At 63.9% G+C, this 22,698-nt stretch carries 11 protein-coding genes and 2 tRNA genes; 9 read left to right on the plus strand and 4 right to left on the minus strand.

The annotated features are described in order from the left end of the window. Positions 1 to 125: 125 nt before the first annotated feature. Positions 126 to 202: transfer RNA gene (locus tag ACODS1_RS23225), tRNA-Arg, on the plus strand. 44 nt (positions 203 to 246) lie between these two features. Here the strand turns inward: ACODS1_RS23225 and ACODS1_RS23230 are convergent. Next, positions 247 to 735, minus strand: coding sequence for a DUF4124 domain-containing protein (locus tag ACODS1_RS23230; RefSeq protein ID WP_489087499.1), 489 nt, complete (start codon positions 733 to 735; stop codon positions 247 to 249). Positions 736 to 1,057: 322 nt separating this feature from the next. On the opposite strand from ACODS1_RS23230, the gene mgtE reads away from it, so the two are divergent. Further along, positions 1,058 to 2,500 (plus strand): magnesium transporter, encoded by a 1,443-nt coding sequence (gene mgtE, locus ACODS1_RS23235; RefSeq protein WP_489087500.1) that lies wholly within the window; start codon positions 1,058 to 1,060, stop codon positions 2,498 to 2,500. Between the two features lie 254 nt (positions 2,501 to 2,754). On the opposite strand, the gene ACODS1_RS23240 is transcribed toward mgtE, so the two are convergent. Next, entirely contained in the window at positions 2,755 to 3,081 is a 327-nt protein-coding gene (locus ACODS1_RS23240) for an Arc family DNA-binding protein (protein ID WP_322978339.1), read from the minus strand. 562 nt (positions 3,082 to 3,643) lie between these two features. On the opposite strand from ACODS1_RS23240, the gene phnN reads away from it, so the two are divergent. Then, positions 3,644 to 4,243, plus strand: a complete 600-nt coding sequence (gene phnN, locus ACODS1_RS23245; RefSeq protein WP_489087501.1) for a phosphonate metabolism protein/1,5-bisphosphokinase (PRPP-forming) PhnN — start codon at positions 3,644 to 3,646, stop codon at positions 4,241 to 4,243. 36 nt (positions 4,244 to 4,279) lie between these two features. Here the strand turns inward: phnN and ACODS1_RS23250 are convergent, their stop codons facing one another. Continuing rightward, positions 4,280 to 4,747, minus strand: coding sequence for an Lrp/AsnC family transcriptional regulator (locus tag ACODS1_RS23250; RefSeq protein WP_489087502.1), 468 nt, complete (start codon positions 4,745 to 4,747; stop codon positions 4,280 to 4,282). Positions 4,748 to 4,945: 198 nt separating this feature from the next. Here ACODS1_RS23250 and ACODS1_RS23255 point away from each other — a divergent pair, with 198 nt between their 5' ends. Continuing rightward, complete coding sequence (locus ACODS1_RS23255) at positions 4,946 to 8,413, plus strand: indolepyruvate ferredoxin oxidoreductase family protein (protein ID WP_489087503.1); 3,468 nt, start codon at positions 4,946 to 4,948, stop codon at positions 8,411 to 8,413. 85 nt (positions 8,414 to 8,498) lie between these two features. Next, a tRNA-Arg gene (locus tag ACODS1_RS23260) sits at positions 8,499 to 8,573 on the plus strand. 55 nt (positions 8,574 to 8,628) lie between these two features. On the opposite strand, the gene ACODS1_RS23265 is transcribed toward ACODS1_RS23260, so the two are convergent. Then, on the minus strand, positions 8,629 to 9,165 hold the full coding sequence (locus tag ACODS1_RS23265) for an RNA polymerase factor sigma-70 (protein ID WP_322978321.1): 537 nt from the start codon (positions 9,163 to 9,165) through the stop codon (positions 8,629 to 8,631). Between the two features lie 317 nt (positions 9,166 to 9,482). Here ACODS1_RS23265 and ACODS1_RS23270 point away from each other — a divergent pair, with 317 nt between their 5' ends. The 4 genes from ACODS1_RS23270 to ACODS1_RS23285 all read left to right on the plus strand — a co-directional run. Continuing rightward, entirely contained in the window at positions 9,483 to 9,701 is a 219-nt protein-coding gene (locus tag ACODS1_RS23270) for an MbtH family protein (RefSeq protein ID WP_489087504.1), read from the plus strand. Then, entirely contained in the window at positions 9,701 to 10,435 is a 735-nt protein-coding gene (locus tag ACODS1_RS23275; RefSeq protein WP_489087505.1) for a thioesterase II family protein, read from the plus strand. The genes ACODS1_RS23270 and ACODS1_RS23275 overlap by 1 nt, the downstream gene beginning before the upstream one ends. Before the next feature lie 12 nt (positions 10,436 to 10,447). Beyond that, positions 10,448 to 11,419 carry a TauD/TfdA family dioxygenase gene (locus tag ACODS1_RS23280; RefSeq protein WP_322978318.1) on the plus strand — a complete coding sequence of 324 codons (972 nt, stop codon included), beginning with the start codon at positions 10,448 to 10,450 and terminating at the stop codon, positions 11,417 to 11,419. A 63-nt stretch (positions 11,420 to 11,482) separates the two neighbouring features. Further along, positions 11,483 to 22,698: amino acid adenylation domain-containing protein (locus ACODS1_RS23285; RefSeq protein ID WP_489087506.1), on the plus strand; the 11,216-nt coding region annotated here is incomplete at its 3' end.

Consider the following 22,698-nt stretch of genomic DNA (forward strand, 5'->3'; position numbering starts at 1 on the left):
GTACTCGGCTACGAACCGAGCGGTCGGAGGTTCGAATCCTCCTGAGTCCGCCATATTAAAATGGCTTGCATCGCTGCAGGACATTTTGTTTCAACCAGCGGTGATCTGGTCTAAAAGCGCCAAACGGACTCATAGCTCAGCTGGATAGAGTACTCGGCTACGAACCGAGCGGTCGGAGGTTCGAATCCTCCTGAGTCCGCCATACAAAAAGGGCCTGCAGCAATGCAGGCCCTTTTTCTTTGCGCCTCACTTTTTCACGCAGCCTGCCTCGTCGAAGTTGATCTGTTGGCGTTTACCGCGTTTGTCATCGTAGTAATAGCGCTGTCGCCCGTTCTGGCGGGAGATTTTGTCCGGTTTGCCCAGGCTGCTTTCCACGTCGCTCAGGCTCATGCCGCTGCGTATTTCCTTGCGGATGATTGCCTGACGTCTTTCGCTGCTGGTCAGCAGGTTCCCGCAGCCGTCGTCCTGCTGGCCGACTATCACCAGTCCGTCCGCGCTAGTCTTGCTGGATCGACCCTGTCGACTGGTGTCGGCCAAGGGGATGACCGTTCCGCTACTGGGGGTATGGTTGCGCACGTTCTGCAGGTGCTGCTCCTCATCGGCGCTGCAGCCATGGCGGGTAAAGGTCACGTGGCCGCTGGCGTCGACGCAGCGGAACACGCTGGCTGCTGAGGTGTCTTGAATTGGGGAGAGAAGCGCAGCGGCCAAGAGCGCTGCGAAGTGCGATCCTCGCATAGTTCGTCCTCCGTGACGGTTACCCAATCAAGGCTAGACCGTTTTTTCGTACGCGCCAGGGTGTCCTGGGGGCAATGGTTGGCGTCGCATTGCCAGGTTTTCATGCGTGATCGAAGTTTGCGACGCAAGCAGTTGTTCTTGCCGTGCTTTTGTCACGTAAAAAGCTGTTTGCGGTGTTATTATTCGCCGTGTCAGCCCCGCCGGGGCTTGTGGAATACCACCATGGACTTACCCAGTAGTTACTCAATACTCCCCTCGCACAATCGTGTAAGACCTGATTGATCCCCTTTGGCGTGCCCGCCAACTGGGGGTGGAGCGCGCTATGACTGAAGTAGAAGCCAAAAAGCCGCAAGAGAGCCTGCAGGATCGCCTGGCCCAGGTGATCGAACTGCTGCATCGCCACAAGCTGGTCGAAGACCTGACCCATCGTCAGGAAGGCCAGCATCACGACCGGGTCGAGAGCCTGGTGCATCGGCAGAATCTCGTCGAGCTGCAGCGCAAGCTCGAAGACCTGCACCCTGCGGATATCGCCCACATCCTCGAAGCGCTGCCGCTCGATGAGCGTCTGACCGTTTGGCAGTTGGTCAAGGCCGAGCGTGATGGCGACATCTTGCTGGAAGTGTCCGATGCGGTGCGTGAAACCCTGATCGCCGACATGGACGATCACGAGATTCTGGCGGCGGCCAAGGATCTCGATGCTGATGAACTTGCTGACCTGGCGCCGGAACTGCCGCGAGACGTCGTCCATGAACTCATGGAAACGCTCGATGCCCAGCAGCGCGAGCGCGTGCGTTCGGCCCTGTCCTACGAGGAGGATCAGGTCGGTGCGCTGATGGACTTCGAGATGGTCACCATCCGTGAGGACGTCAGCCTCGAGGTTGTACTGCGCTACCTGCGTCGTCTGAAAGAGCTGCCAGGGCATACCGACAAACTGTTCGTGGTCGATTACGACGGCGTGCTCAAAGGTGTGCTGCCGATCAAGCGTCTGTTGGTCAATGATCCGGAGAAACAGGTCGGCGAGGTGATGGCCGATGATCCGGTGAGCTTCCACCCTGACGAGGACGCTTACGACGCGGCTCAGGCATTCGAGCGTTACGACCTGATTTCCGCTCCTGTAGTGGACAAGAACGGCAAGCTGATCGGTCGTCTGACCATTGACGAGATGGTCGACCTGATTCGTGAGGAAAGCGAAAGCGAAGTCCTGAACATGGCCGGTCTGCGCGAGGAAGAAGATATCTTCGCCTCGGTGTGGAAGTCGGTACGCAACCGTTGGGCCTGGCTGGCGATCAATCTGGTCACTGCCTTTCTTGCCTCGCGGGTGATCGGGCTGTTCGAAGGTTCGATCGAGAAGCTGGTGGCGCTGGCGGCGCTGATGCCCATCGTTGCCGGCATCGGCGGCAACTCGGGCAACCAGACCATCACCATGATCGTGCGCGCGATGGCGCTGGATCAGGTGGGTACCGGCAATACCAAGCGCCTGCTGCGCAAGGAGCTGGGTGTCTCCCTGATCAACGGGATTCTCTGGGGTGGCGTGATCGGCGCCGTCGCCTATGGGCTCTACGGCAGTTGGTCGTTGGGTGTGGTGATGACAGCCGCGATGACCCTCAACCTGCTGCTGGCGGCGCTGATGGGGGTGCTCATTCCCATGACGCTGGCGCGGCTTGGGCGTGATCCTGCTATGGGGGCTAGCGTGATGATTACCGCGATGACCGACAGTGGCGGCTTTTTCATCTTCCTCGGGTTGGCGTCGGTCTTCCTGCTATAGGTCGATCCGTCTGCCGGCCAGATGTCTGCAAAGACCGCAGTCTTGATGATGCGGTTCGCGCTGAAGATGTTCGGAATGCAGGCAGATAGTCGCCGGTGAGGGTGGCTGAGAGCCCTTGTGGTTCGGTCGTCAGTTCAGATGCTCATGAGGCTGTCGGCGTGCCTGCGGTATCGCTGAGCAAGGCGTGCTGTGGACATTATTCGTGAGCAAAAAAAGACCGGCGCAAGGCCGGTCTTTTTGCAGAGAGACTCGCCTCAGGCTTCTTCGGCGGCCATTTCCACGTCGTGAGCAATGAGTGCGACGAGCGCATTCTGCTGGCGACGCGACAGCTGACGGAAGCGTTGCAGGAGCTCGCGTTCGTGCAGTGACAGCTCAGGGCTGTCCAGGCGCAGGTTGAGATCCTCATCCAGCGCGCCTTCCTGCAGCATGCTCTGCTCAAGGCGGGCAATGATTTCCGAGTTCATGCTGCGGTGATGGTTGCGTGCTACGTCAGCGATACGCTCACGCATGCCATCAGGCAAGCGAACGACGAATTTGTCAGCCGTGCGGCTGGAGTAGGTAGCCTGTTTCATAGGGCGCATTCATTACCGGTTAGTTCAGGGAGCGATACTGGTAGTCAGTGTCGAGATTGTCACCGGTTTGACCGTCTTTAGCACTAGCCGTTCAACCGGTATCGCGTTCTGCGTCGTTATGACCGAAGGTCTTACTAACAGTTCCTTGACGCCAAATACGTGTCACATTGTGATCGACATAACGGCTTTATGCCAGCACCGATTGTCAGAAATGCGCAGCATTCGTCATAACATGTTTCTTCGATGTCCCTTCGCCTGAAAAATTCAGCCTCGGTTTGCTCGATTGGCCTGTTCTGCTGCGGTTTGTGACCGCCTGCGCATACCGTGGCATATCCCTGGTTTGCGATACGCTGCATTTTCTCCTATTTCACTGGTGATAGTAGACGGCCAGTACGTGGACGGTGATACGAGGCGACGTGCGGGTATGGGCGGATTCGCCTCTGTTCTCGCTCATGGGGTAGAGGTGCTGCAGAATGCGGTTTTGAGCGACTCGCTGGATAGCGCCCGTTGGCGTCCCTGTCTTTGCAGTCGTGATGCTGGTAAACCAGGTTCCGAGGGCTGAGGAGTGGCGATGCCAGGCAGGTTGATCTATCTGATGGGCCCATCTGGCTCGGGCAAGGACAGCTTGCTACAGGCGGCGCGTGTGCCGCTCGAAGCCTACGGCTGCCGATTCGCTCGGCGGGTTATCACGCGCAGTGCCGAGTCCGCCGGTGAGGACGCCATTGGTGTCAGCGATGCCGAGTTCGAGCGCCTGGAAGGTGAGGGCGCCTTCGCTCTGAGCTGGCGGGCCAATGGCCTCGCTTATGGTATCCCGCGTGAGATCGATGACTGGCTTGGAGCCGGTCAGGATGTCTTGATCAATGGGTCGCGTGGCTATCTTGAGGTCGCTCGTCAACGCTATCCGCAACTCTTGGCGATAGTTCTGCAAGTTGATGAGACCGTTCTGCGCCAGCGCCTGCTGGCACGGGGTCGTGAGACGCCAGAACAGATCGAGCAGCGTCTGGCACGCAGCCGGGCATTACAGGCCAGCGCCGCCCCCGGTGTGCGCTCAATCGTGCAGAACGGCCCAGGCGAGGGCTACGATTCGGTTGGCACCATCACGCTCGATAATTCCGGTGATCTGACGCAAACCGTCAGCCGCCTGCTGCAGTTGTTGGAGATGTCGCGTTGAATTGGCAGCGGCCTGTCGGGTTCTGTTAGCTGCTTTCTAGTCCAGCGGCAGTTCGGTGGTGCGTTTGACCTCGCTCATGGCGATATGCGAGTGCGCCTCCTGCACGTGCGGGCGCTGCAGCAGGTGGTCACGCAGGAAACGTTCGTAATCGGCGATGTCCTTGGCTACCACCTTGAGCAGATAGTCCGAGCCGCCGGCCATGCTGTAGCACTCCAGCACCTGCGGGTAGCCGACTACAGCCTGCTCGAATTCATCCAGATTGCCGCGACCATGGGCCGACAGCTTGATGTCGACGAATACCGTGATGCCGAAGCCCAGACGCTTGTGGTTGAGCAGGGCGACCTTGCGCTCGATCAGCCCCTCTTCCTGCATGCGGTTGATCCGCCGCCAGCAAGGTGATTGCGACAGCTCGACTTTCTCTGCCACCTCGGCAGCGGAGAGGTCGGCATTGTGCTGCAGCAGGCGGAGAATCCGCCGGTCGATGGGGCTGAGCTTGTCCTGCATGACTGTTTCCAATTCGTTGTAATTGTTGGAAGGATCATGCGCAGTATTGCTGCGGCTACCCGAAAATAGAAAGAAAAAAGCGGAACCATCCGGTCATGATTTAGGCAAATCCGTCGCAGTGATCCTGCGGCAGGACTCAACGGAGCGTGTCTACCGTCGCGCTCCCTGTGCTCGCCATAAGAATAAAAGGAGCGCTCCATGTCACTGGCCGAAATCCGCCTGGATGACAAATACCGCCTTGCTACCGGTCACCTCTATCTGACCGGCACCCAGGCGCTGACCCGCCTGCCCATGCTGCAGAAACAGCGTGACGCCGCCTTCGGACTCAATACCGCCTGCTTCATCTCCGGCTATCGCGGATCGCCTCTGGGCGGTCTGGACAAGAGCCTGTGGGACGCGCGCGAGTACCTGAAGGAAAACCACATCCACTTCCAGCCCGGCGTCAACGAAGAGCTGGGCGCGACCGCGGTGTGGGGCAGCCAGCAGGCCAACCTGTTTCCTGGTGCGCGCTACGACGGCGTGTTCGCCATGTGGTACGGCAAGGGGCCGGGCGTCGATCGCAGTGGTGACGTGTTCAAACATGGCAACTCAGCCGGCGTTTCCAAGCATGGCGGCGTGCTGGTGCTGGCCGGCGACGACCATGGTTGCAAGTCATCGACCATTGCCCACCAGAGCGAGCACGCCTTCATCGCCGCGTCGATGCCGGTGCTCAACCCGGCCAACGTCCAGGAAGTGCTGGACTACGGCATCATCGGCTGGGAGCTGTCGCGCTACAGCGGCTGCTGGGTGGCGCTGAAGACCATTGCCGAAAACGTCGATTCCTCGGCCGTTGTGGACGTCGATCCACTGCGTATCCAGATAAAGATTCCCGAGGATTTCCAACTGCCGGAAGACGGCGTGCATATCCGCTGGCCCGATCCGCCCCTGGCCCAGGAAAAACGCCTCAACGTCTACAAGATCTACGCCGCGCGCGCCTTCGCCCTGGCCAACAATCTCAACCAGGTCAAGCTCGACTCGCCCAACCCGCGTCTGGGCATCATCACCACCGGCAAGTCCTACCTCGACGTGCGCCAGGCTCTTGATGACCTCGGCCTGGACGAATCGCTGTGCGCCAAGGTCGGCTTGCGTGTGCTCAAGGTCGGCATGAGCTGGCCGCTGGAGCCGGTGTCGGTGCATGGCTTCGCCGAAGGCCTGGACGAAATCCTGGTGGTGGAAGAGAAACGCAGCATCATCGAAGACCAGTTGACCGGCCAGCTCTACAACTGGCCTGTAGGCAAGCGCCCGCGGGTGGTCGGCGAGTTCGATGAGCAGGGTAATTCGCTGCTGCCCAACCTCGGTGAGCTGACCCCGGCGATGATCGCCCGAGTGATCGCCAAGCGCCTGGCGCCGATCTACAGCAGCCCGACCATCGAGGAACGCCTGGCCTTTCTCGATGCCAAGGAAAAGGCCCTGGCCGCGCCCAAGCACAAAACTGCGCGCACCCCGCATTTCTGCTCCGGTTGCCCGCACAACAGCTCGACCAAGGTGCCGGAAGGCAGCCGCGCCCTCGGTGGCATCGGTTGCCACTACATGACCCAGTGGATGGATCGCAGCACCGACACTTTCACCCAGATGGGCGGCGAGGGCGCCACCTGGATCGGCCAGGCGCCATTCACCGATACGCCGCACGTGTTCCAGAACCTGGGGGACGGCACCTACTTCCACTCCGGCCACCTGGCCCTGCGTGCCGCCGTGGCCTCCGGGGTCAACATCACCTACAAGATCCTCTACAACGACGCGGTGGCCATGACCGGCGGCCAGCCCATCGACGGCGAGCTGCGTATCGACCAGCTCAGCCAGCAGGTGCATGCCGAGGGCGTCAAACGCATCGCCCTGGTCAGCGACGAGCCGGACAAGTACCCGACCCGCGCCACCTTCGCGCCAGGCGTGACCTTCCACCACCGTCGCGAACTGGATGCCGTGCAGCGTGAGCTGCGCGAGGTCAAGGGTTGCTCGGTGATCCTCTACGACCAGACCTGCGCCACCGAAAAGCGCCGTCGGCGCAAGCGCGGCAAGATGGTTGATCCAGCCAAGCGCGCCTTCATCAACCCGGCAGTGTGCGAAGGCTGTGGCGACTGCAGCGTGAAATCCAACTGCCTGTCGGTGCTGCCGCTGGAGACCGAACTGGGGCGCAAGCGCGAGATCGACCAGAGCGCCTGCAACAAGGACTTCAGCTGCCTGGAAGGCTTTTGCCCGAGCTTTGTCACCGTGCATGGTGGCAGCCTGCGCAAGCCCGAGGCCGTTGGCCTGGGGGCGCTGTTCATCGCCTTGCCGGAGCCGAAGCAACCGGCCCTTAGCCGGCCCTGGAACATCCTCCTGCCGGGCGTCGGCGGCAGTGGCGTGACCACCGTCGGTGCACTGTTGGGCATGGCCGCGCATATCGAGGGCAAGGGCTGTACCGTGCTCGACCAGGCTGGTTTGGCGCAGAAATTCGGCCCGGTGATCACCCACATCCGTATCGCCGCGCGGCAGAGCGACATCTACGCGGTACGCATCGCCGCCGGGGAAACCGACCTGCTGCTGGGCTGCGACCTTGTGGTGTCGTCCAGTGAAGAGGCGCTGGCCAAGCTCAACGACAAGATCGCCCATGCGGTCATCAACAGTCATGAAGCGGCTACTGCCGAGTTCACCCGCAACCCGGACGCCCAAGTGCCTGGCGCGGCCATGCGCGAAGCGATCAGTGAGGCGGTGGGCGAGGGCAAGACTCGTTTCGTCGATGCGACGCGTCTGGCGACTCGGCTGCTCGGTGACAGCATCGCCACCAACCTGTTCATGCTCGGCTATGCCTATCAGCAGGGCCTGGTGCCGGTATCGGCAGAGGCGATCAACAAAGCCATCGAACTCAACGGCGTGGCCGTTCAACTCAACCAGCAGGCTTTCCTCTGGGGGCGTCGTGCCGCACATGACCTGGCCGCGGTGGAGAAAGTCGCCGCGCCCAAGGTGGTCGAGGTGCCACATTGCAGCACCTTGGAAGAGATTGTCGCCGACCGCGCACAGCGTCTGACCGACTACCAGAATGCCGCTTATGCCGAGCGCTATCGTGAGCTGGTCGAGCGTGTGCGCAAGGTCGATACCGATGCCGAGCAGCGCCTGAGCAAGGCCGTGGCGCGTTACTACTTCAAACTCCTGGCCTACAAGGACGAGTACGAAGTGGCGCGGCTGTACAGCGATGCCACCTTCCGCAAGCAACTCGAAGCCCAGTTCGAAGGCGACTACCGACTGCAGTTCCACCTGGCGCCGAGTTGGCTGAGCAAGCCCGATGCCGCCACTGGCGAGCCGCGCAAGCGCAGCTTCGGGCCCTGGATGCTCAAGGCGTTTGGCGTGCTGGCACGTCTGCGCTTTCTACGCGGTACGCCGCTGGATGTATTCGGCTATAGCGCCGAACGGCATCAGGATCGTGAGCTTATCGAACGCTACGAGGAGGATATTGCCTACCTGTTGCGCGAGCTAAAGCCGGACAACTACCGCACGGCGTTGGCACTGGCCGAGCTGCCTGAGCATATCCGTGGCTATGGTCACGTACGTGAAGCCGCAGCGCGCCAGGTTCGTGAGCAGGCCGAACAGCTCAAGGCGCGCATGTTGGTCAGTGCGATTCCGGCAGTGAACCTGTTCGAGCCTGCTGCTTGAACGAGGCAATAGAGGAGGGGGCGGCGGCATGACAAACCGCTGCAAGGCCGCTAAGATGCCGCCCGGCCGTTGCGAATACGGCCGTGTCCCCTTAGTTCAACGGATAGAATAAGCCCCTCCTAAGGGCTAGATGCTGGTTCGATTCCAGCAGGGGACGCCATCTCTCCAGACCTTCGCGTCACCACCAGATGCGTCACCGGTCTTATCTTCTCGTTTCAGCGCGCCTTGCTCTCCATGCGCTTGAGCGCTTGCCGACAGTGCAGCAGTGCGTCGCGCACCATGAAGTTCACCAGGGTTGGTGAAACCCCTAGATCCTTGGCGATATCGTTCTGGGTACGTCCGTGCAATTTGTACATCTCGAAGGCGTAGCGAGTGCGTTCGGGCATTTGCGCCAAGGCCGAGGAGAGCATGTCCAAGGTCTCTCGATTCTCGTGGCTGGTTTCTGGTGAGGCACCTGGGGCCGCTATATACAGGCCTTCTTCCTCGCTACCGGCATAACGTTTCTCCAGAGCCTGGCGGCGATAGAGGTCGATTGCGAGGTTGCGCACCACGCGAAGCAGGTAACTGCTTTGCGACTGGATGTTTGGCACCATGCTCGCGGCGCTGAGCTTGATATAGGCGTCGTGCACCACATCTTCGGCGTGGCTGCGGCAACCGAGGATGCGCGCCGCTGCGTTAATGAAGGTCTGCCTGCGGGTGACGAACAGGTCGTGCAGGGCCAGATGCTGCTGAGTGGGTAGCGTCTTGGGCATGAGATGTTTCCTATGCGGCCAGAGCGTGATGGGCGTCCACATGGGGTAGATCTGGCGCGAATCCATTGCGCGGGTCTTTTAGCCCTGCCTGGCGGTTCCTGCGCCGGTATCGAGGCTGCCAAATCTAATGTAGTTGATAATTATTATCAACTGTTGCGCAGCCTCTGACTCATTCCCTAATCAAATCGTTCAGTCGGTTGAGAATCTCGCCTCAAGCGGCATTATGATAATGAATCTCATAAGTTAATTCTAACTATTCGCTCTTCTCCTTCGTCTTCATCGGAAAGCCGCCCAACCCGGGCGAGAAGGAGGTAGAGATGGCATTTGATCGCGACGACGCGGCATTCAAGGTTCTCGTCAATCACGAGCTGCAGTATTCCCTGTGGCCTGCCGACAAGGCTGTGCCCGCCGGCTGGCGTGAGACGGAGCAGCGGGGCAGCAAGGCAGATTGTCTGGCCTACGTTGAGCGGGAGTGGGTCGATATGCGCCCGCTTAGCTTGCGTCAGGCGATGAGCGGCCAGGCTGCGGAGCAGTGATGATGCCCGGCCGCCTGCACCTGTACTGCCTGCCATATTCCGGTGCCAGCGCGATGGCTTATGCGCGTTGGCGTCGTTCACTGCCGGCTTGGGTCGAGGTGTTGCCGCTGGAGTTGCCTGGGCGTGGTCGGCGCTTCAATGAACCCTTGCAGACCGATATGCAGGCGCTGGCCAATCAGCTCGCGGCTGAGCTGAGCGAGTCGCTCCGGCAGCCCTATGCACTGTTTGGCCATAGTCTCGGTGGCCTGCTGGCTTTCGAATTGGCCCATGCGCTGCGCCAGCTCGGCATGCCAGCTCCGCAGGCACTGTTCGCCTCGGCAGCGCCGGCGCCGTCGCGCCGCGAGACCCATCTCGAACTGGCACAAGAGCTGAGCGATGAGCAGTTGCTGCAGCGTCTTCGATCCCTGGGGGGAACCCCTGCAGCCGTATTTGACGATTCGGAAATGCTCAGTCTGACCCTGCCGGTGCTGCGCGCCGATTTTCTCCTCTGTGGCCGTTATCGCTACTACCGGCGTGCGCTGCTCGGTTGCCCGATCCATGTGCTGGGTGGCAAGGCGGATCGGGTATCGGTGGATGCACTGGCAGCCTGGCAGGACGAAACCGCCGAGGACTTCTCGCTGGAGATGTTCGAGGGCGACCACTTTTTCATCAACGCCTGCGAACAGCAGTTGCTCGAGCACATGCTCGGCAAGCTGCGTGACGGTGGGCGCGATCTCCGGGCCACCGAGGCCTGAGAGGAGCATGCGATGACTTTCTTCTCCATAAAGCCCCTGCCTGAGTCGCGTGGCGGCTTGCCGATGCTGGTGCAGGCTGAGGGCGGCGTCGACCTGCTGGCGAGCCAGCAGGGGCTGCGCGAGCTGATCGATCAGCACCTGGAGCGATGCGGTGGGGTGCTGTTGCGCGGTTTCGACGTGGGTGAAGCCGAGCGTTTTCGTGCGTTCGCCGCCGCATTCGGCGACCCATTGTTGAACTACGAATTCGGTTCCACGCCACGCAGTAACGTGACCGCTGGCGTCTACACCTCCACCGAGTATCCGCCGCACCAGCATATTCCGCTGCACAACGAGCAGGCCTATACCCGCGAGTGGCCGATGCGTATCTGGTTCTACTGCGTACAGGCTGCACAGAGTGGCGGGGAGACGCCGATTGCCGACAGCCGGGTGATTTACCGCCAGGTCGGTGAGGCGATCCGCCGTCGCTTCAGCGAGCGTGGGCTGATGTATGTGCGCAACTACGGCAATGGTCTGGACGTCGCCTGGGAGCAGGTATTCAACAGCAGCGACCGTGCGGTGGTCGAGGCTTACTGCCGGGCTCACCAGATCGATTGCGAGTGGAAGGACGACGGCGAACTGCGCACGCGTCAGCGCTGTCAGGCCGTGGCCCGCCATCCACGCACCGGCGACTGGGTGTGGTTCAACCAGGCGCATCTGTTCCACGTTTCCAACCTGCCCGCCGAGGTGCGCGAAAGCCTGCTGGAAATCGTCGATGAGGACGATCTGCCTCGCAACGTTTACTACGGAGATGGCAGTCCCATCGAAGAGTCCCTGCTCGATGACATACGCGGCGTGTTGGCCGAGGCCACGGTCAGCTTTCCCTGGTGCAGCGGCGACGTGCTGATGCTCGACAACATGCTGACTGCCCATGCTCGCGCGCCTTTCAGTGGCCCGCGCAAGGTCATCGTGGCCATGGCGCAAGGCCATGGCCTGGATCTGCTCTGAGCCCCCGAATATTCCATTTCACACGGCGGGTGCAGTGCACCCATCGCGATTCAAGGTGATGCCATGAATGATCGTTACGATGCTGCCACCAACCTGGTCGAGGCACTCGTCCAGCGTGCCGCTGAAACGCCGCGCGATATCGCCCTGCGCTTCATTGCCGAAGGGGTGGACGAAGCGCTGACCTACCGCGCGCTGGACGAGCGTGCGCGGGATCTGGCCGTCTGGTTGTTGCAACACGGCCAACCCGGTGATCGCGCCGTTTTGCTGATGCACAGCAGCGTCGAATACGTGGTGTCCTTCTTTGCCTGCCTGTATGCCGGCATCATCGCGGTGCCGGCGTACCCGCCGGAGTCGGTGCGCCCGCAGCACCTGGCGCGTTTGCAGGCCATTCTCGGTGACGCCGAACCGAGCCTGGTGCTGACCGATTCCAGCTTGCTGGAGGTTTTGCGTCCGGCCTGCCAGGTTGACGACAGTGCAGCGCCGCACCTGATCGCTGTCGACCACACGCCAGCCGGCCTGGGGCTGGCCTGGCGCATGCCGGAGTTGAGCGATGCGCATATCGCCTTCCTGCAATACACCTCGGGTTCCACCTCGACACCCAAGGGCGTGCAGGTCAGCCATGGCAACCTACTGGCCAACGAGCGGTTGATCCGTCATGGCCTGGGTATCGGTGCCGATGACGTGATGGTCAGCTGGCTGCCACTGTTTCATGACATGGGGCTGATCGGTGGGTTGCTGCAGCCGATCTACAGCGGTATTCCCTGCGTGCTGATGTCGCCGCGCTATTTCCTCGAACGTCCGCGCCGCTGGCTGGAGGTGATCTCCCGTTACGGTGGCACGGTCAGTGGCGGCCCGGATTTCGCCTACCGGCTGTGCTGTGAACGCATCAGCGAAACGGCCATGGAGGGACTCGATCTGAGTCGCTGGCGCCTGGCGTTCTCCGGTTCCGAACCGATTCGTCCGGACACCCTGGAGCGCTTCGCAGCAACCTTCGCGCGGGTGGGGTTCGATGCCGATGCGCTCTATGCCTCCTACGGCCTCGCCGAGGCGACGCTGTTCGTTGCCGGTGGCCGGCGTGGCAAAGGCATCGGTTTGCTGGAGGTTGATCCGACGGCACTGGCCGGTAACCTGGGGCGCCCCGGACGCGGCACCTTGCTGGTCAGTTGCGGGCATTTGCAGCCCGAGCACGAGGTGCAACTGGTCGATCCGCACAGCGGCGCATCGCTGGGGCCAGGACAGGTTGGCGAGATCTGGAGCAGTGGCCCCAGCGTTGCGCTGGGCTACTGGCGCAACCCCGAGGCCAGCGCGCGAGCCTTCGTCGAGCGCGATGGTCGCACCTGGCTGCGTACCGGCGACCTGGGCTTCCTGCACAACGATGAACTGTACGTCACCGGGCGGCTCAAGGACATGATCATCGTGCGGGGCCAGAACCTCTACCCACAGGATCTGGAGCGCTGCGTCGAAGAAGACGTGGACGTGGTGCGCAAGGGCCGCGTTTCTGCATTCGCCGTGGAGCACAACGGTCGCGAGGGGATCGGTATCGCCGCCGAGATTGGCCGCAGCGTGCGCAAGTTGATACCGGCGGCAGCGCTGATCAAGGCCATCTCGGCGGCCGTGGCCGACAGCTTCCAGGAAGCGCCGCTGCTGGTGGCGCTGCTTGAGCCGGGCGCGTTGCCGAAAACCTCCAGCGGCAAGCTGCAACGTTCTGCGTGTCGCCAGCAACTGGCTGACGGCACTCTGGCGGCTTATGCGGTACAGCGTGCCGGGCAGTTGGTGGAAGGAGGGCAGGTGAGCACTGTTCGGCTGAGCGAGGCGGAGCAGGCCATGGCCGCCCTCTGGTGCGAGGTGCTGCAGGTGGAGAAGGTCGAACGTGACGACCACTTCTTCGTGCTCGGTGGCGATTCGGTGCGGGCGACCCAGTTGCTGGCACGCCTGCGTGAGCGCCATGGCCGGGCAGTCGAACCGCGTCTGCTGTTCGAGGCGCCGGTGCTGGGTGCCTTCGTCGCTGCGCTGGCCAGCCATGTTGCAGCCGCACCGGCCTGCGCCGAAGTGCCCTGTCTGGATCGCCGTGGCCCGTTGCCGCTGTCGCCGGCCCAGCGCCGTCTTTGGTTCCTCTGGAAACTGGAGCCGCACAGCCCGCTGTACCACATCGCCGGTGGCCTGACGTTGCGCGGTGAGCTGAATGTCGACGCCGCGCAACAGACATTCGTCGATCTACAGTTGCGTCATGAGACGCTGCGCAGTCGTTTTGTCGAGGAGGGCGATGGCGAGGTGCGCCTGCACCTGGCCGACGTCGCGCCTGTGCCGTTCAGCCAGATCGATCTGAGTGGCCAGCCGAGCGTGGCCGAAACCGATGCGCAGCAGTTCGCTGCCGAACCCTTCGATCTGGCCCGCGGCCCGTTGCTGCGCCTGCGTCTGCAGCGCCTGGGCGAAGGCCGTCAGACGCTGCTGTTGTGCGTGCACCACATCATCGCCGATGGCGCCTCGCTGAACCTGCTGCTGGAGGAATTCGCAGCGTGCTATGCGGCGCGTCTGCAAGGTCAGGCTGCGCAGCTGTCGCAACTGAGCCATCAGTACGTCGATATCGCCGCCGCTCAACAGCAGAGGCTGGACAGCGGGGCGAGCGCACGTCAGCTGCAGTGGTGGCGTGCACGCTTGGGTGAAGAGCATCCGCCGCTGGAGCTGCCTTACGCTCTGAGTGAGACAGCAGGGCCGGGCGGGCGACGTGCTGCGTTTATCGAGCAGCGTCTCGACGATGCCTTGAGCAACGACTTACGGCGCCTGGCCCAACAACACGGTGTGACTCTGGCCATGCTGCTGCTGGCCGCTTTCAACCTGTTGTTGCAGCGCTTTACCGGTCAGCAGGATCTGCGTATCGGCCTGACCCAGGCCGGGCGTGAGCAGCTCGCCAGCGAGCGCCTGGTAGGGTTCTTCGTCAATCTGCTGGTGTTGCGCAGTGACCTGTCTACCAACCCGAGCCTGAGCGCGCTGTTGCGCCAGGTGCGCGACGGATTGCTGGATGCTCAGGCGCATCAGGAGCTGCCGTTCGAGCAACTGGTGCAGGCGTTGCAGCCCGAACGCGGCCACGGGCGCCATCCACTGTGCCAGGTGGCGTTCGACCATCAGGTGCGAGGGGAGGTGGCATTGCAGGGGCTGAACGTGGAAGGCCTGCGTCAGATCGACCTGGAAACTCCCTTCGATCTGGTGTTGCGTGTGCGCGAGAGTCGCGCCGGCCTCGAACTGAGCTTCTGTTACGCCGCCGCACGCTATTGCGCTATCGGCATGACGCGCATGGCCGAGCAGTTCCTCGCGCTGTTGCGGGCACTGCCGACACAACCAGCGGACGCGCCGCTGGAGACGCGTGCCTGGCTCGACGAAACGCTATGGCGCCGTGCAGTACCCGCCAGCGCCGACTCGTTCGAGCCTCTGGCGGCGCGTATCGCCGCCCAGGCTGCTGCCCAGCCCGAGGCCATCGCCGTGCTGGATGAGCAGCGCAGCCTGAGCTTCGCCGAGCTGGATACACGTGCCAACCGTCTGGCTCAGGCGCTGGTGGCGGCGGGTGTCGGCCCCGAGGCTCGGGTTGGCGTGGCCCTGCCGCGCGGCGTGGACATTCCGCTGGCCCTGCTGGCCGTGATGAAGGCCGGCGGCGCCTATGTGCCGCTGGATGTGGATCATCCGCGCGAGCGTCTGGCCTGGCTGATCGAGGATGCCGGCATCGGCTGGTTGATCAGTCAGTCCACGCTGGCCGAGAAGCTGCCGCTTGGCGAGTCGCTGCAGCGCCTGGATCTCGACCGTTTCGATGATGCCGCCTGGCCGGCGCGATGCCCGGCTTCCCGCGTTCATCCGGCCAACCTGGCTTACCTGATCTACACCTCCGGCTCCACTGGCCAACCCAAGGGCGTTGCCGTGGCGCATGGCGAGATCGCCGCACACTGTCGCGCCATCGGTGAGCGTTATGCGATGCAGCCGAGCGACCGCGAGCTGATCTTCATGTCGTTTGCCTTCGACGGTGCCCATGAGCGCTGGCTCACCGCACTGAGCCACGGCGCCAGTCTGCTGATTCGCGGTGCTGCGCTGTGGACGCCGGAGCAGACCCTGGAACGCCTCAAACAGCATCAGGTGACGGTTGCCGCCTTCCCGCCGGCCTTCCTGCAGCAATTGGCCGAGCAGGCGGCGCGCCTCGGTCATGCGCCGAGCATGCGCATCTACTGCTTCGGTGGTGACGCGGTGCCGGAAGCGGCATTCGAACTGGCGCGGCGCAGCCTCAAGGCGGAACACCTGATCAATGGCTATGGGCCGACCGAAACCGTGGTCACGCCCCTGTTGTGGAAGGCTGATGCGGCCAGCCGTTGTGGCGCCGCTTACGCGCCCATCGGCGAGGCCGTGGGTGCTCGCAATCTGTACGTGCTCGACGAGCATCTGCAGCCGCTGCCGCGCGGTGTGGCCGGTGAGCTGTACATCGGCGGTGAGCTGCTGGCGCGTGGTTATCATCAACGTCCCGGCATGACCGCCGAGCGTTTCGTCGCCGACCCCTTCGGCATGGCGGGTGGCCGTCTCTACCGTACCGGCGACCGTGTGCGCTGGCGTGAAGATGGCGCATTCGATTACCTCGGGCGCGTCGATCAGCAAGTCAAAATTCGCGGCTTCCGCATCGAGCCGGGAGAGATCGAAGCGCGCCTGCGCATGCTCGATGGGGTCAGCGAAGCGGCCGTGATCTGTCGCGATGGCGCGGCGGGGCGCCGGCTGGTGGCCTACGTGGCGCCGCTGCAGGCGACCGAGGCGCTGAAGGCGGCGCTGCGCGAGCAACTGCCCGAGTACATGGTGCCCACGCAGATCATCGCGCTGGCGCAGCTGCCGCTGAACGTCAATGGCAAGATCGACCGCAAGGCCCTGCCCGACGTGGCGGAGGTCAATGACAATTACAGCGCGCCGCGCGAGGGTCTGGAATCCCAGCTCGCGGATCTATGGGCCGAGTTGCTCGAGCTGCCGCGAGTCGGCCGCGAGGATGACTTCTTCGAGCTCGGTGGCCATTCGCTGCTGGCGACCCGGTTGGTCTCGCGGATACGCCAACGCCTCGCCGTCGAGTGTCCGTTGCCGATGATCTTCGAGGCCTCGCGGCTGGATACCTTCGCCGCCCGTGTGGCGGCGCTCGTTGCCCCCGACAGCCGCCCGCCGCTGCGCAGCGTGCCGCGTGGTGGCGCACTGGCGCTGTCCCCGGCGCAGGCGCGCCTGTGGTTCTTCTGGCAGATGGAGCCGCACAGTGCCGCCTACAACGTCCCCGGTGCCCTGCGCCTGCGCGGTGCATTGGACGAGGTCGCACTGCGTCAGGCATTCGCTGCGCTGATGGCGCGTCACGAGACCCTGCGCACCACCTTCGACGAGCGTGACGGCGAGCCGTGCCAGGTCATCCATGCGCGGATGGAACTGCCCATGGTGCGCCTGGATCTGTCCGCCCACGGTGATGCCGAGGCTCAGGCCCATCGCCTGGCCGAAGAGGAGGCCGGGCGCCCGTTCGACCTGCGCGACGGCCCGCTGCTGCGCCTGACGCTACTGCGCCTGGCTGCAGAGGATCATGTGCTGCTGCTGACCCTGCACCATATCGTCTCCGATGGCTGGTCGATCCGCGTGCTGATGGATGAGTTCGCCGCGCTGTACAGTGCCGCGCTGGCGGGCAATCAGGCCACGTTGCCGGCGCTGCCGGTGCAGTACGCCGACTACGCCCAGTGGCAACGCAGCCTGCTCGCCGGTGGCGAGGGCGAGCGACAGTTGGCCTGGTGGGTGCAGCAACTGGGACGGGACAATCCGCGTCTCGATCTGGCATGCGACCGTCCACGTCCGGCGCAACAGAGCTACCGTGGCGGCAGTCTCGGCTTCGAGCTGGACGCGGCGCTGAGCGACCGCCTCAGAGCATTGGCGCGTAGCCAGGACGTCACCCTGTTCATGTTGTTGCTGGGCGCTTATGGCGTCTTGCTGCGCAGTTGCAGCGGTCAGAGCGATCTGCGTATCGCGGTGCCGGTCGCCAACCGCCAGCAACTGGAAACCGAAGGGCTGATCGGCTTCTTCGTCAACACCCTGGTCTATCCCTGCCAGGTCGACGCGCAGGCTTCCTTCAGCGATCTGCTGGCCACGCTCAAGCCGCTGGCGCTCGGTGCCCAGGCGCATCAGGACGTACCGTTCGAGCAACTGGTCGAAGCGCTGCAACCGGAGCGTAGCCTGGCCTGGAACCCGCTGGCACAGGTCAAGTTCAACTTCGGTTTCGACGTCAGCCGCCTGCCGGATGCCGGCCCGCTGAAGCTGCAGCTGTTCAGCGAACAGCAGTACGGTGCGCGTTTCGATCTGGCCCTGGATATGGCCGAGGCCAGCGAGGATGGCCATCTGCGCGGCAGCTTCGTCTTCGCTCAGGATCTGTTCGATGCCAGCACGGTGGCGCGCATCGTCGCCACCTTCACCTGGCAACTGGAACAACTCTGTGCCCGGCCATTCGAGCCACTCAAGCAACTGGCACTGGCTCCAGCCGAACTGCGTTCGGAGCTGGCTGGCGAGCGCCGTCCATGGCCGGCTGCCGATGTACTGCAACTGTTCAACCGGCAGTGCGCAGCACGTCCGGACGAAATGGCGGTCGAGGCCTGGGATGGCCAATACCGCTATGCCGAGCTGGATGCGGCGGCCAACCGCTTGGCCAACGCCTTGCGCGCCCAGGGTATTGGTGCGGGTGAGCGCGTCGCGCTATGCCAGGCGCGCGGTGCGCGCTGGCTGCTGATGCTGCTGGGTGTACTGAAGTCCGGTGCTGCCTACGTGGCGCTCGACCCGGCATTGCCGAGCGCGCGTCTGCAGCAACTGCTGGCCGAGAGTGGCGCGCGCTGCGTGCTGGTGACCGAGCCAGAAATGGCTGCGCTGTTCCCGGATCAGGCATTGCGGGTCGAGGCCAGTGGGCCGTTGGACTGTGCGGCGCAGGCGCCTGCCGTGGTCATCGATCCGACCAGCCCGGCTTATGTGATCTTCACTTCCGGCTCCAGTGGTCAGCCCAAAGGTGTTGTGGTCAGCCACGGCGCTTTGGCCAATTACGTGCAGGGCGTGTTGACCCGCTTGGACAGCCAGCCCGGTGAGGGCTGGGCGATGGTGTCGTCGGTGGCGGCCGATCTCGGCCATACCAGTCTGTTCGGTGCGCTGTGCAGTGGCGGGCGACTGTGCCTGGCCAGCGCCGAAGAGGTGGCCGATGCCGAGCGTTTCGCCGCCTTCATCCAGGCGCGTGCGGTGGCCGTGCTGAAGATCGTGCCCAGTCATCTCAGTGGCCTGCTGGCTGCTGCGCCGCAGCCGGCCGAGGTATTGCCGTCGCGCCTGCTGGTGCTCGGTGGCGAAGCCAGCGGCGCGCCGCTGTTGGGCCGGTTGCGTGAGTTGGCGGCTGATCTGCGTGTGGTCAATCACTATGGCCCGAGCGAAACCACGGTGGGCGTGCTGACCCATGAATGGCGCCTCGGTGATGCCCTGCCGCAAGGCAATCTGGCCATCGGCCGGGCGCTGCCCAATATCCGCGTGCGGGTGGTCGACGAGCAACTCGTCAGTGTGCCGCTTGGCGTACCGGGTGAGTTGCTGATTGCCGGTGCCGGTCTGGCCGACGGCTACCTCGGCCAGCCGCAACTGACGACGGAACGTTTCATCCTGCTCGAGGGTGAGCGCTATTACCGCAGTGGTGACCGCGTGCGCCTGCGCGCCGATGGTGAGATCGAATTCCTCGGTCGCCTCGACGAGCAGGTGAAGATCCGTGGTTATCGGGTGGAGCCGGCCGAGCTGGCGCAGGTGCTCAAGCGTCTGCCAGGTGTACTCGATGCCGTGGTGCTGGCCGAGGGCGATGGCCCGATGCGCCTGCTGGCCTGGTGCGTGGCTGAAGGAGAGGCCGAAGCGCTGCGCCAGGCGCTGGCCGCCCAGGTGCCGGACTACCTGCTGCCGGCGCACCTGATGCTGCTGCCAGCCTTGCCGGTGACGGCCAATGGCAAGGTCGATCGCCAGGCCCTGCCGCGCCCGGACGTGGCTGCCAAGCCGCAGGAGGAGGCGCCGCTGAGCGAACTGGAAAGCCAGTTGGCGACGATCTGGCAGGCCGTGCTCAAGGTCGAACGAGTAGGCGCCGAAGACAACTTCTTCGAGCTGGGTGGCGACTCCATCCTCAGCCTGCAGATCATTGCGCGTATCCGCAAACTGGGCTTCAAGCTCAGTCCCAAGCAGTTGTTCGAGCGCCAGACCGTGCGCCAACTGGCGCTGTGGCTGCAAACACGCGAGGTGCCGGCAGTTGCCGCGGCGCCTGCCATCATCAACGCACCGCTCGACAATGGCGCGCCGCTGGCCCCGGTGCAGGCGCGCTTCTTCGAGCGTGTACCGGCTGCGCTGCGCAACCACTGGAACCAGGCCATCCTGCTGGAGACCAGCGAGCCGTTGGATCTCACCGCGCTGGAGCGTGCGCTGCATGCCTTGCTGCAATGCCACCCGGCGTTGCGCCTGCGTCTGGAGGGCGAGCAGGCGCGTCTGCGTATCGCGGAGATGGGCGCACTCGACCTGACGCTGCTCTGGCGCCGTCATGCCGCTGATCGGCATACGCTCGAGCGCCTGTGCGACGAAGCCCAGCGCAGCCTGGATCTGCGTCACGGCCCATTGCTGCGGGCGATGCATGTCAGTCTGGACGAGGGCGGTGAGCGCCTGTTGCTGGTGATCCATCACCTCGCGGTGGATGGTGTCTCCTGGCGGGTGTTGCTGGACGACTTGCACGCTGCCTATCGCGCCATCCGTGCCGGTCAGCCTGCCGCCTTGCCGGCTGAAGGCGACTCCCATGCCGTCTGGGCTGCCCGCCAGCAGGCGTTGGCGAAGAGCCCGGCACTGGCTGCCGAACTGCCGTACTGGCTGGCGCAACTGGCCGATGCTCCGGCCATTCCCCAGGCCGACAGCCATGCTGCGGTCACCTGGCGCGAGGCACGGCAGCGCCAGGTCGCTCTGGACGCTGACGCCACCGCCGAACTGCTTGGCCCGGTGCTGGCGGCGCAACGTCTGCGCATCAATGACCTGCTGCTGACGGCGGTCGGCCGCGCCCTGTGCGCCTGGACGGGGAGCGAGGAGGCCTTGCTGGAAGTGGAGGGCCATGGTCGCGATGCCTTCGATGAGGGCGAACCGCTGGAGCTGTCGCGTACCGTTGGCTGGTTCACCAGCCTTTATCCGCTGCGCCTGTGCCCGACCGGCGAACCGGGTGCGGCACTGCGCGCGGTCAAGGAACGCATCCGTGGTGTGCCGCGTGCCGGCATCGGCTACGGCGTGCTGCGCTACCTGAGCGAGCATGGCCAGACGCTGCAAGCAGCGGGGCAGGCGCGTGTCACCTTCAACTACCTGGGGCAGTTCGACCAGCAATTCACCGGTGATTCCGTACTGCGCCCGGCCAGCGAGTCGGCTGGCCATAGCCAGCCGCAGAATGCCCCGCTGGGCAACTGGCTGGTGATCAATGGCCGCATCCTGGGCGGACGTCTGGAGTTGGAACTGACCTACAGCCAGGCTATGTTCCCGGCCGAGGCAATCGATGCCCTGGTGCAGGTGCTGGAGCATTCGCTGCACGAGCTGCTGGCACATGTGCGCACCGCTACGCCTTGCCTGTCGCCGAGTGACGTGCCGTTGGCGGGTGTGGATCAGGCGACGCTGGACAACCTCGATCTGCCGGTGAGTGAGCTGGACGATCTCTATCCGTTGTCGCCCATGCAGCAGGGCCTGTTGTTCCATGCGCTCGACGTGCCGGGCTCCGGTCTTTACGTCAACCAGTTGCGGGTCGACCTGGATGGCTTGGATGCGCCGCGCTTTATCGCCGCGTGGCGGCAGGTTGTGGCGCGTCATGCCGTGCTGCGCAGCGGCTTCCTGCTTACCGAAGCGGGTGTGCCATTGCAGTTCGTGCTGCGTCATGCCGAGCTGCCGGTGCGTGAGCACGACTGGCGCACACGGGCTGCCGAGCCCGACGCCCTGGATACACTGGCCGCAGCCGAACGGGCCGAAGGCTTCGACCTCGCTGTACCGCCGCTGCAGCGGCTGACCCTGGTGCGCCTCGGTGAGCGCCGCTACCACCTGCTGTGGACCTGCCACCATCTGATTGCTGACGGCTGGAGCAGCGCTCGGCAAGTGGGTGAGGTGCTGGCGCTCTACCGCGGGGAAACACTGCCGGCGCAGCCTGGCCAATACCGCGACTACATCGCCTGGCTGCAGGCTCAGGATGCCGCCGCAGGCGAGCGCTTCTGGTGCGAACGCCTGGCCGCGTTCGACGAGCCGACCCTGCTGGCCGGTGCGCTGGGGCAGGCCGCCGCAGAGCCTGCGCGTGAAGTGCATGGCCGCTTGAGCGTCGAGCTGACGCAGAGGTTGCAGCAGTTTGCCCAGGCCCAGCGTGTGACCCTCAACACCCTGCTGCAGGGCGCCTGGCTGCTGCTTCTGCAGCGTTACACCGGGCAGGTGAGACCCTGCTTCGGGGCGACCGTCGCCGGGCGTCCATCTGAGTTACCGAACGCGGAAAGTCTGCTCGGGCTGTTCATCAACACCCTGCCGATTGCCCATGAGATCCAGCCGCACTGGGCCGTTGGCGACTGGCTGCGCGACTTGCAGGCACTCAATCTGCAAGCACGCGAGTTCGAGCACAGCCCGTTGCACGACATCCAGCGTTGGGCTGGCAAGCCGGGCCAGGCGTTGTTCGACAGCATCCTGGTGTTCGAGAACTTCCCAATGGACAGCGTGCTTGCCGGCGGCGGTGACAGCCTGCGCGTACTCGGCCAGCGCCCGCTCGAGAGCACCCATTTCGCCCTGGCCCTGGTGGCCAGCGCTGGTGAGTGCCTGGATATCCGTTACGCCTACCGTGCCGACCGCCTGGCGCCTAGCCAGGTGGAGCGCTTGCGTGAGCACTTCGAACGTTTGCTGTCGGCCCTGGCCGAGGGTGCCAAGCGCCGTCTGGGGGATCTGCCGATGCTGGCAGGCGCAGAGCGCGAGCAACTGCTGTGTGGCTGGAACGCCACCGAGGCGGCGTTCCCCGCTGACGTGCAACTGCAAACCCTGCTGCAACAACAGGCCGGGCAAACGCCGGACGCCCTGGCACTGCAGTTCGGCGCGCAGCGCCTGAGCTATCGCGAGCTGCACCAGCGCGCCAACCAGCTGGCACGCTGGCTGCGCACTCAAGGTGTGGGCCCGGATGTGTTGGTGGGTGTGGCGGCCGAGCGCAGCATCGAGCTGGTGGTGGCCTTGCTGGCCATCGTCAAGGCCGGTGGCGCCTACGTGCC

This window comes from Pseudomonas sp. FG29 (assembly GCF_057809355.1).

Excerpts from the sequence above, each read along its gene's own strand:
- ACODS1_RS23265 (WP_322978321.1), bottom strand. The coding sequence starts at position 9,165 with ATGCCCAAGACGCTACCCACTCAGCAGCATCTGGCCCTGCACGACCTG.
- ACODS1_RS23230 (WP_489087499.1), bottom strand. The coding sequence starts at position 735 with ATGCGAGGATCGCACTTCGCAGCGCTCTTGGCCGCTGCGCTTCTCTCC.
- mgtE (WP_489087500.1), top strand. The coding sequence starts at position 1,058 with ATGACTGAAGTAGAAGCCAAAAAGCCGCAAGAGAGCCTGCAGGATCGC.
- ACODS1_RS23240 (WP_322978339.1), bottom strand. The coding sequence starts at position 3,081 with ATGCGCCCTATGAAACAGGCTACCTACTCCAGCCGCACGGCTGACAAA.
- ACODS1_RS23280 (WP_322978318.1), top strand. The coding sequence starts at position 10,448 with ATGACTTTCTTCTCCATAAAGCCCCTGCCTGAGTCGCGTGGCGGCTTG.
- phnN (WP_489087501.1), top strand. The coding sequence starts at position 3,644 with ATGCCAGGCAGGTTGATCTATCTGATGGGCCCATCTGGCTCGGGCAAG.
- ACODS1_RS23275 (WP_489087505.1), top strand. The coding sequence starts at position 9,701 with ATGATGCCCGGCCGCCTGCACCTGTACTGCCTGCCATATTCCGGTGCC.
- ACODS1_RS23250 (WP_489087502.1), bottom strand. The coding sequence starts at position 4,747 with ATGCAGGACAAGCTCAGCCCCATCGACCGGCGGATTCTCCGCCTGCTG.
- ACODS1_RS23255 (WP_489087503.1), top strand. The coding sequence starts at position 4,946 with ATGTCACTGGCCGAAATCCGCCTGGATGACAAATACCGCCTTGCTACC.
- ACODS1_RS23270 (WP_489087504.1), top strand. The coding sequence starts at position 9,483 with ATGGCATTTGATCGCGACGACGCGGCATTCAAGGTTCTCGTCAATCAC.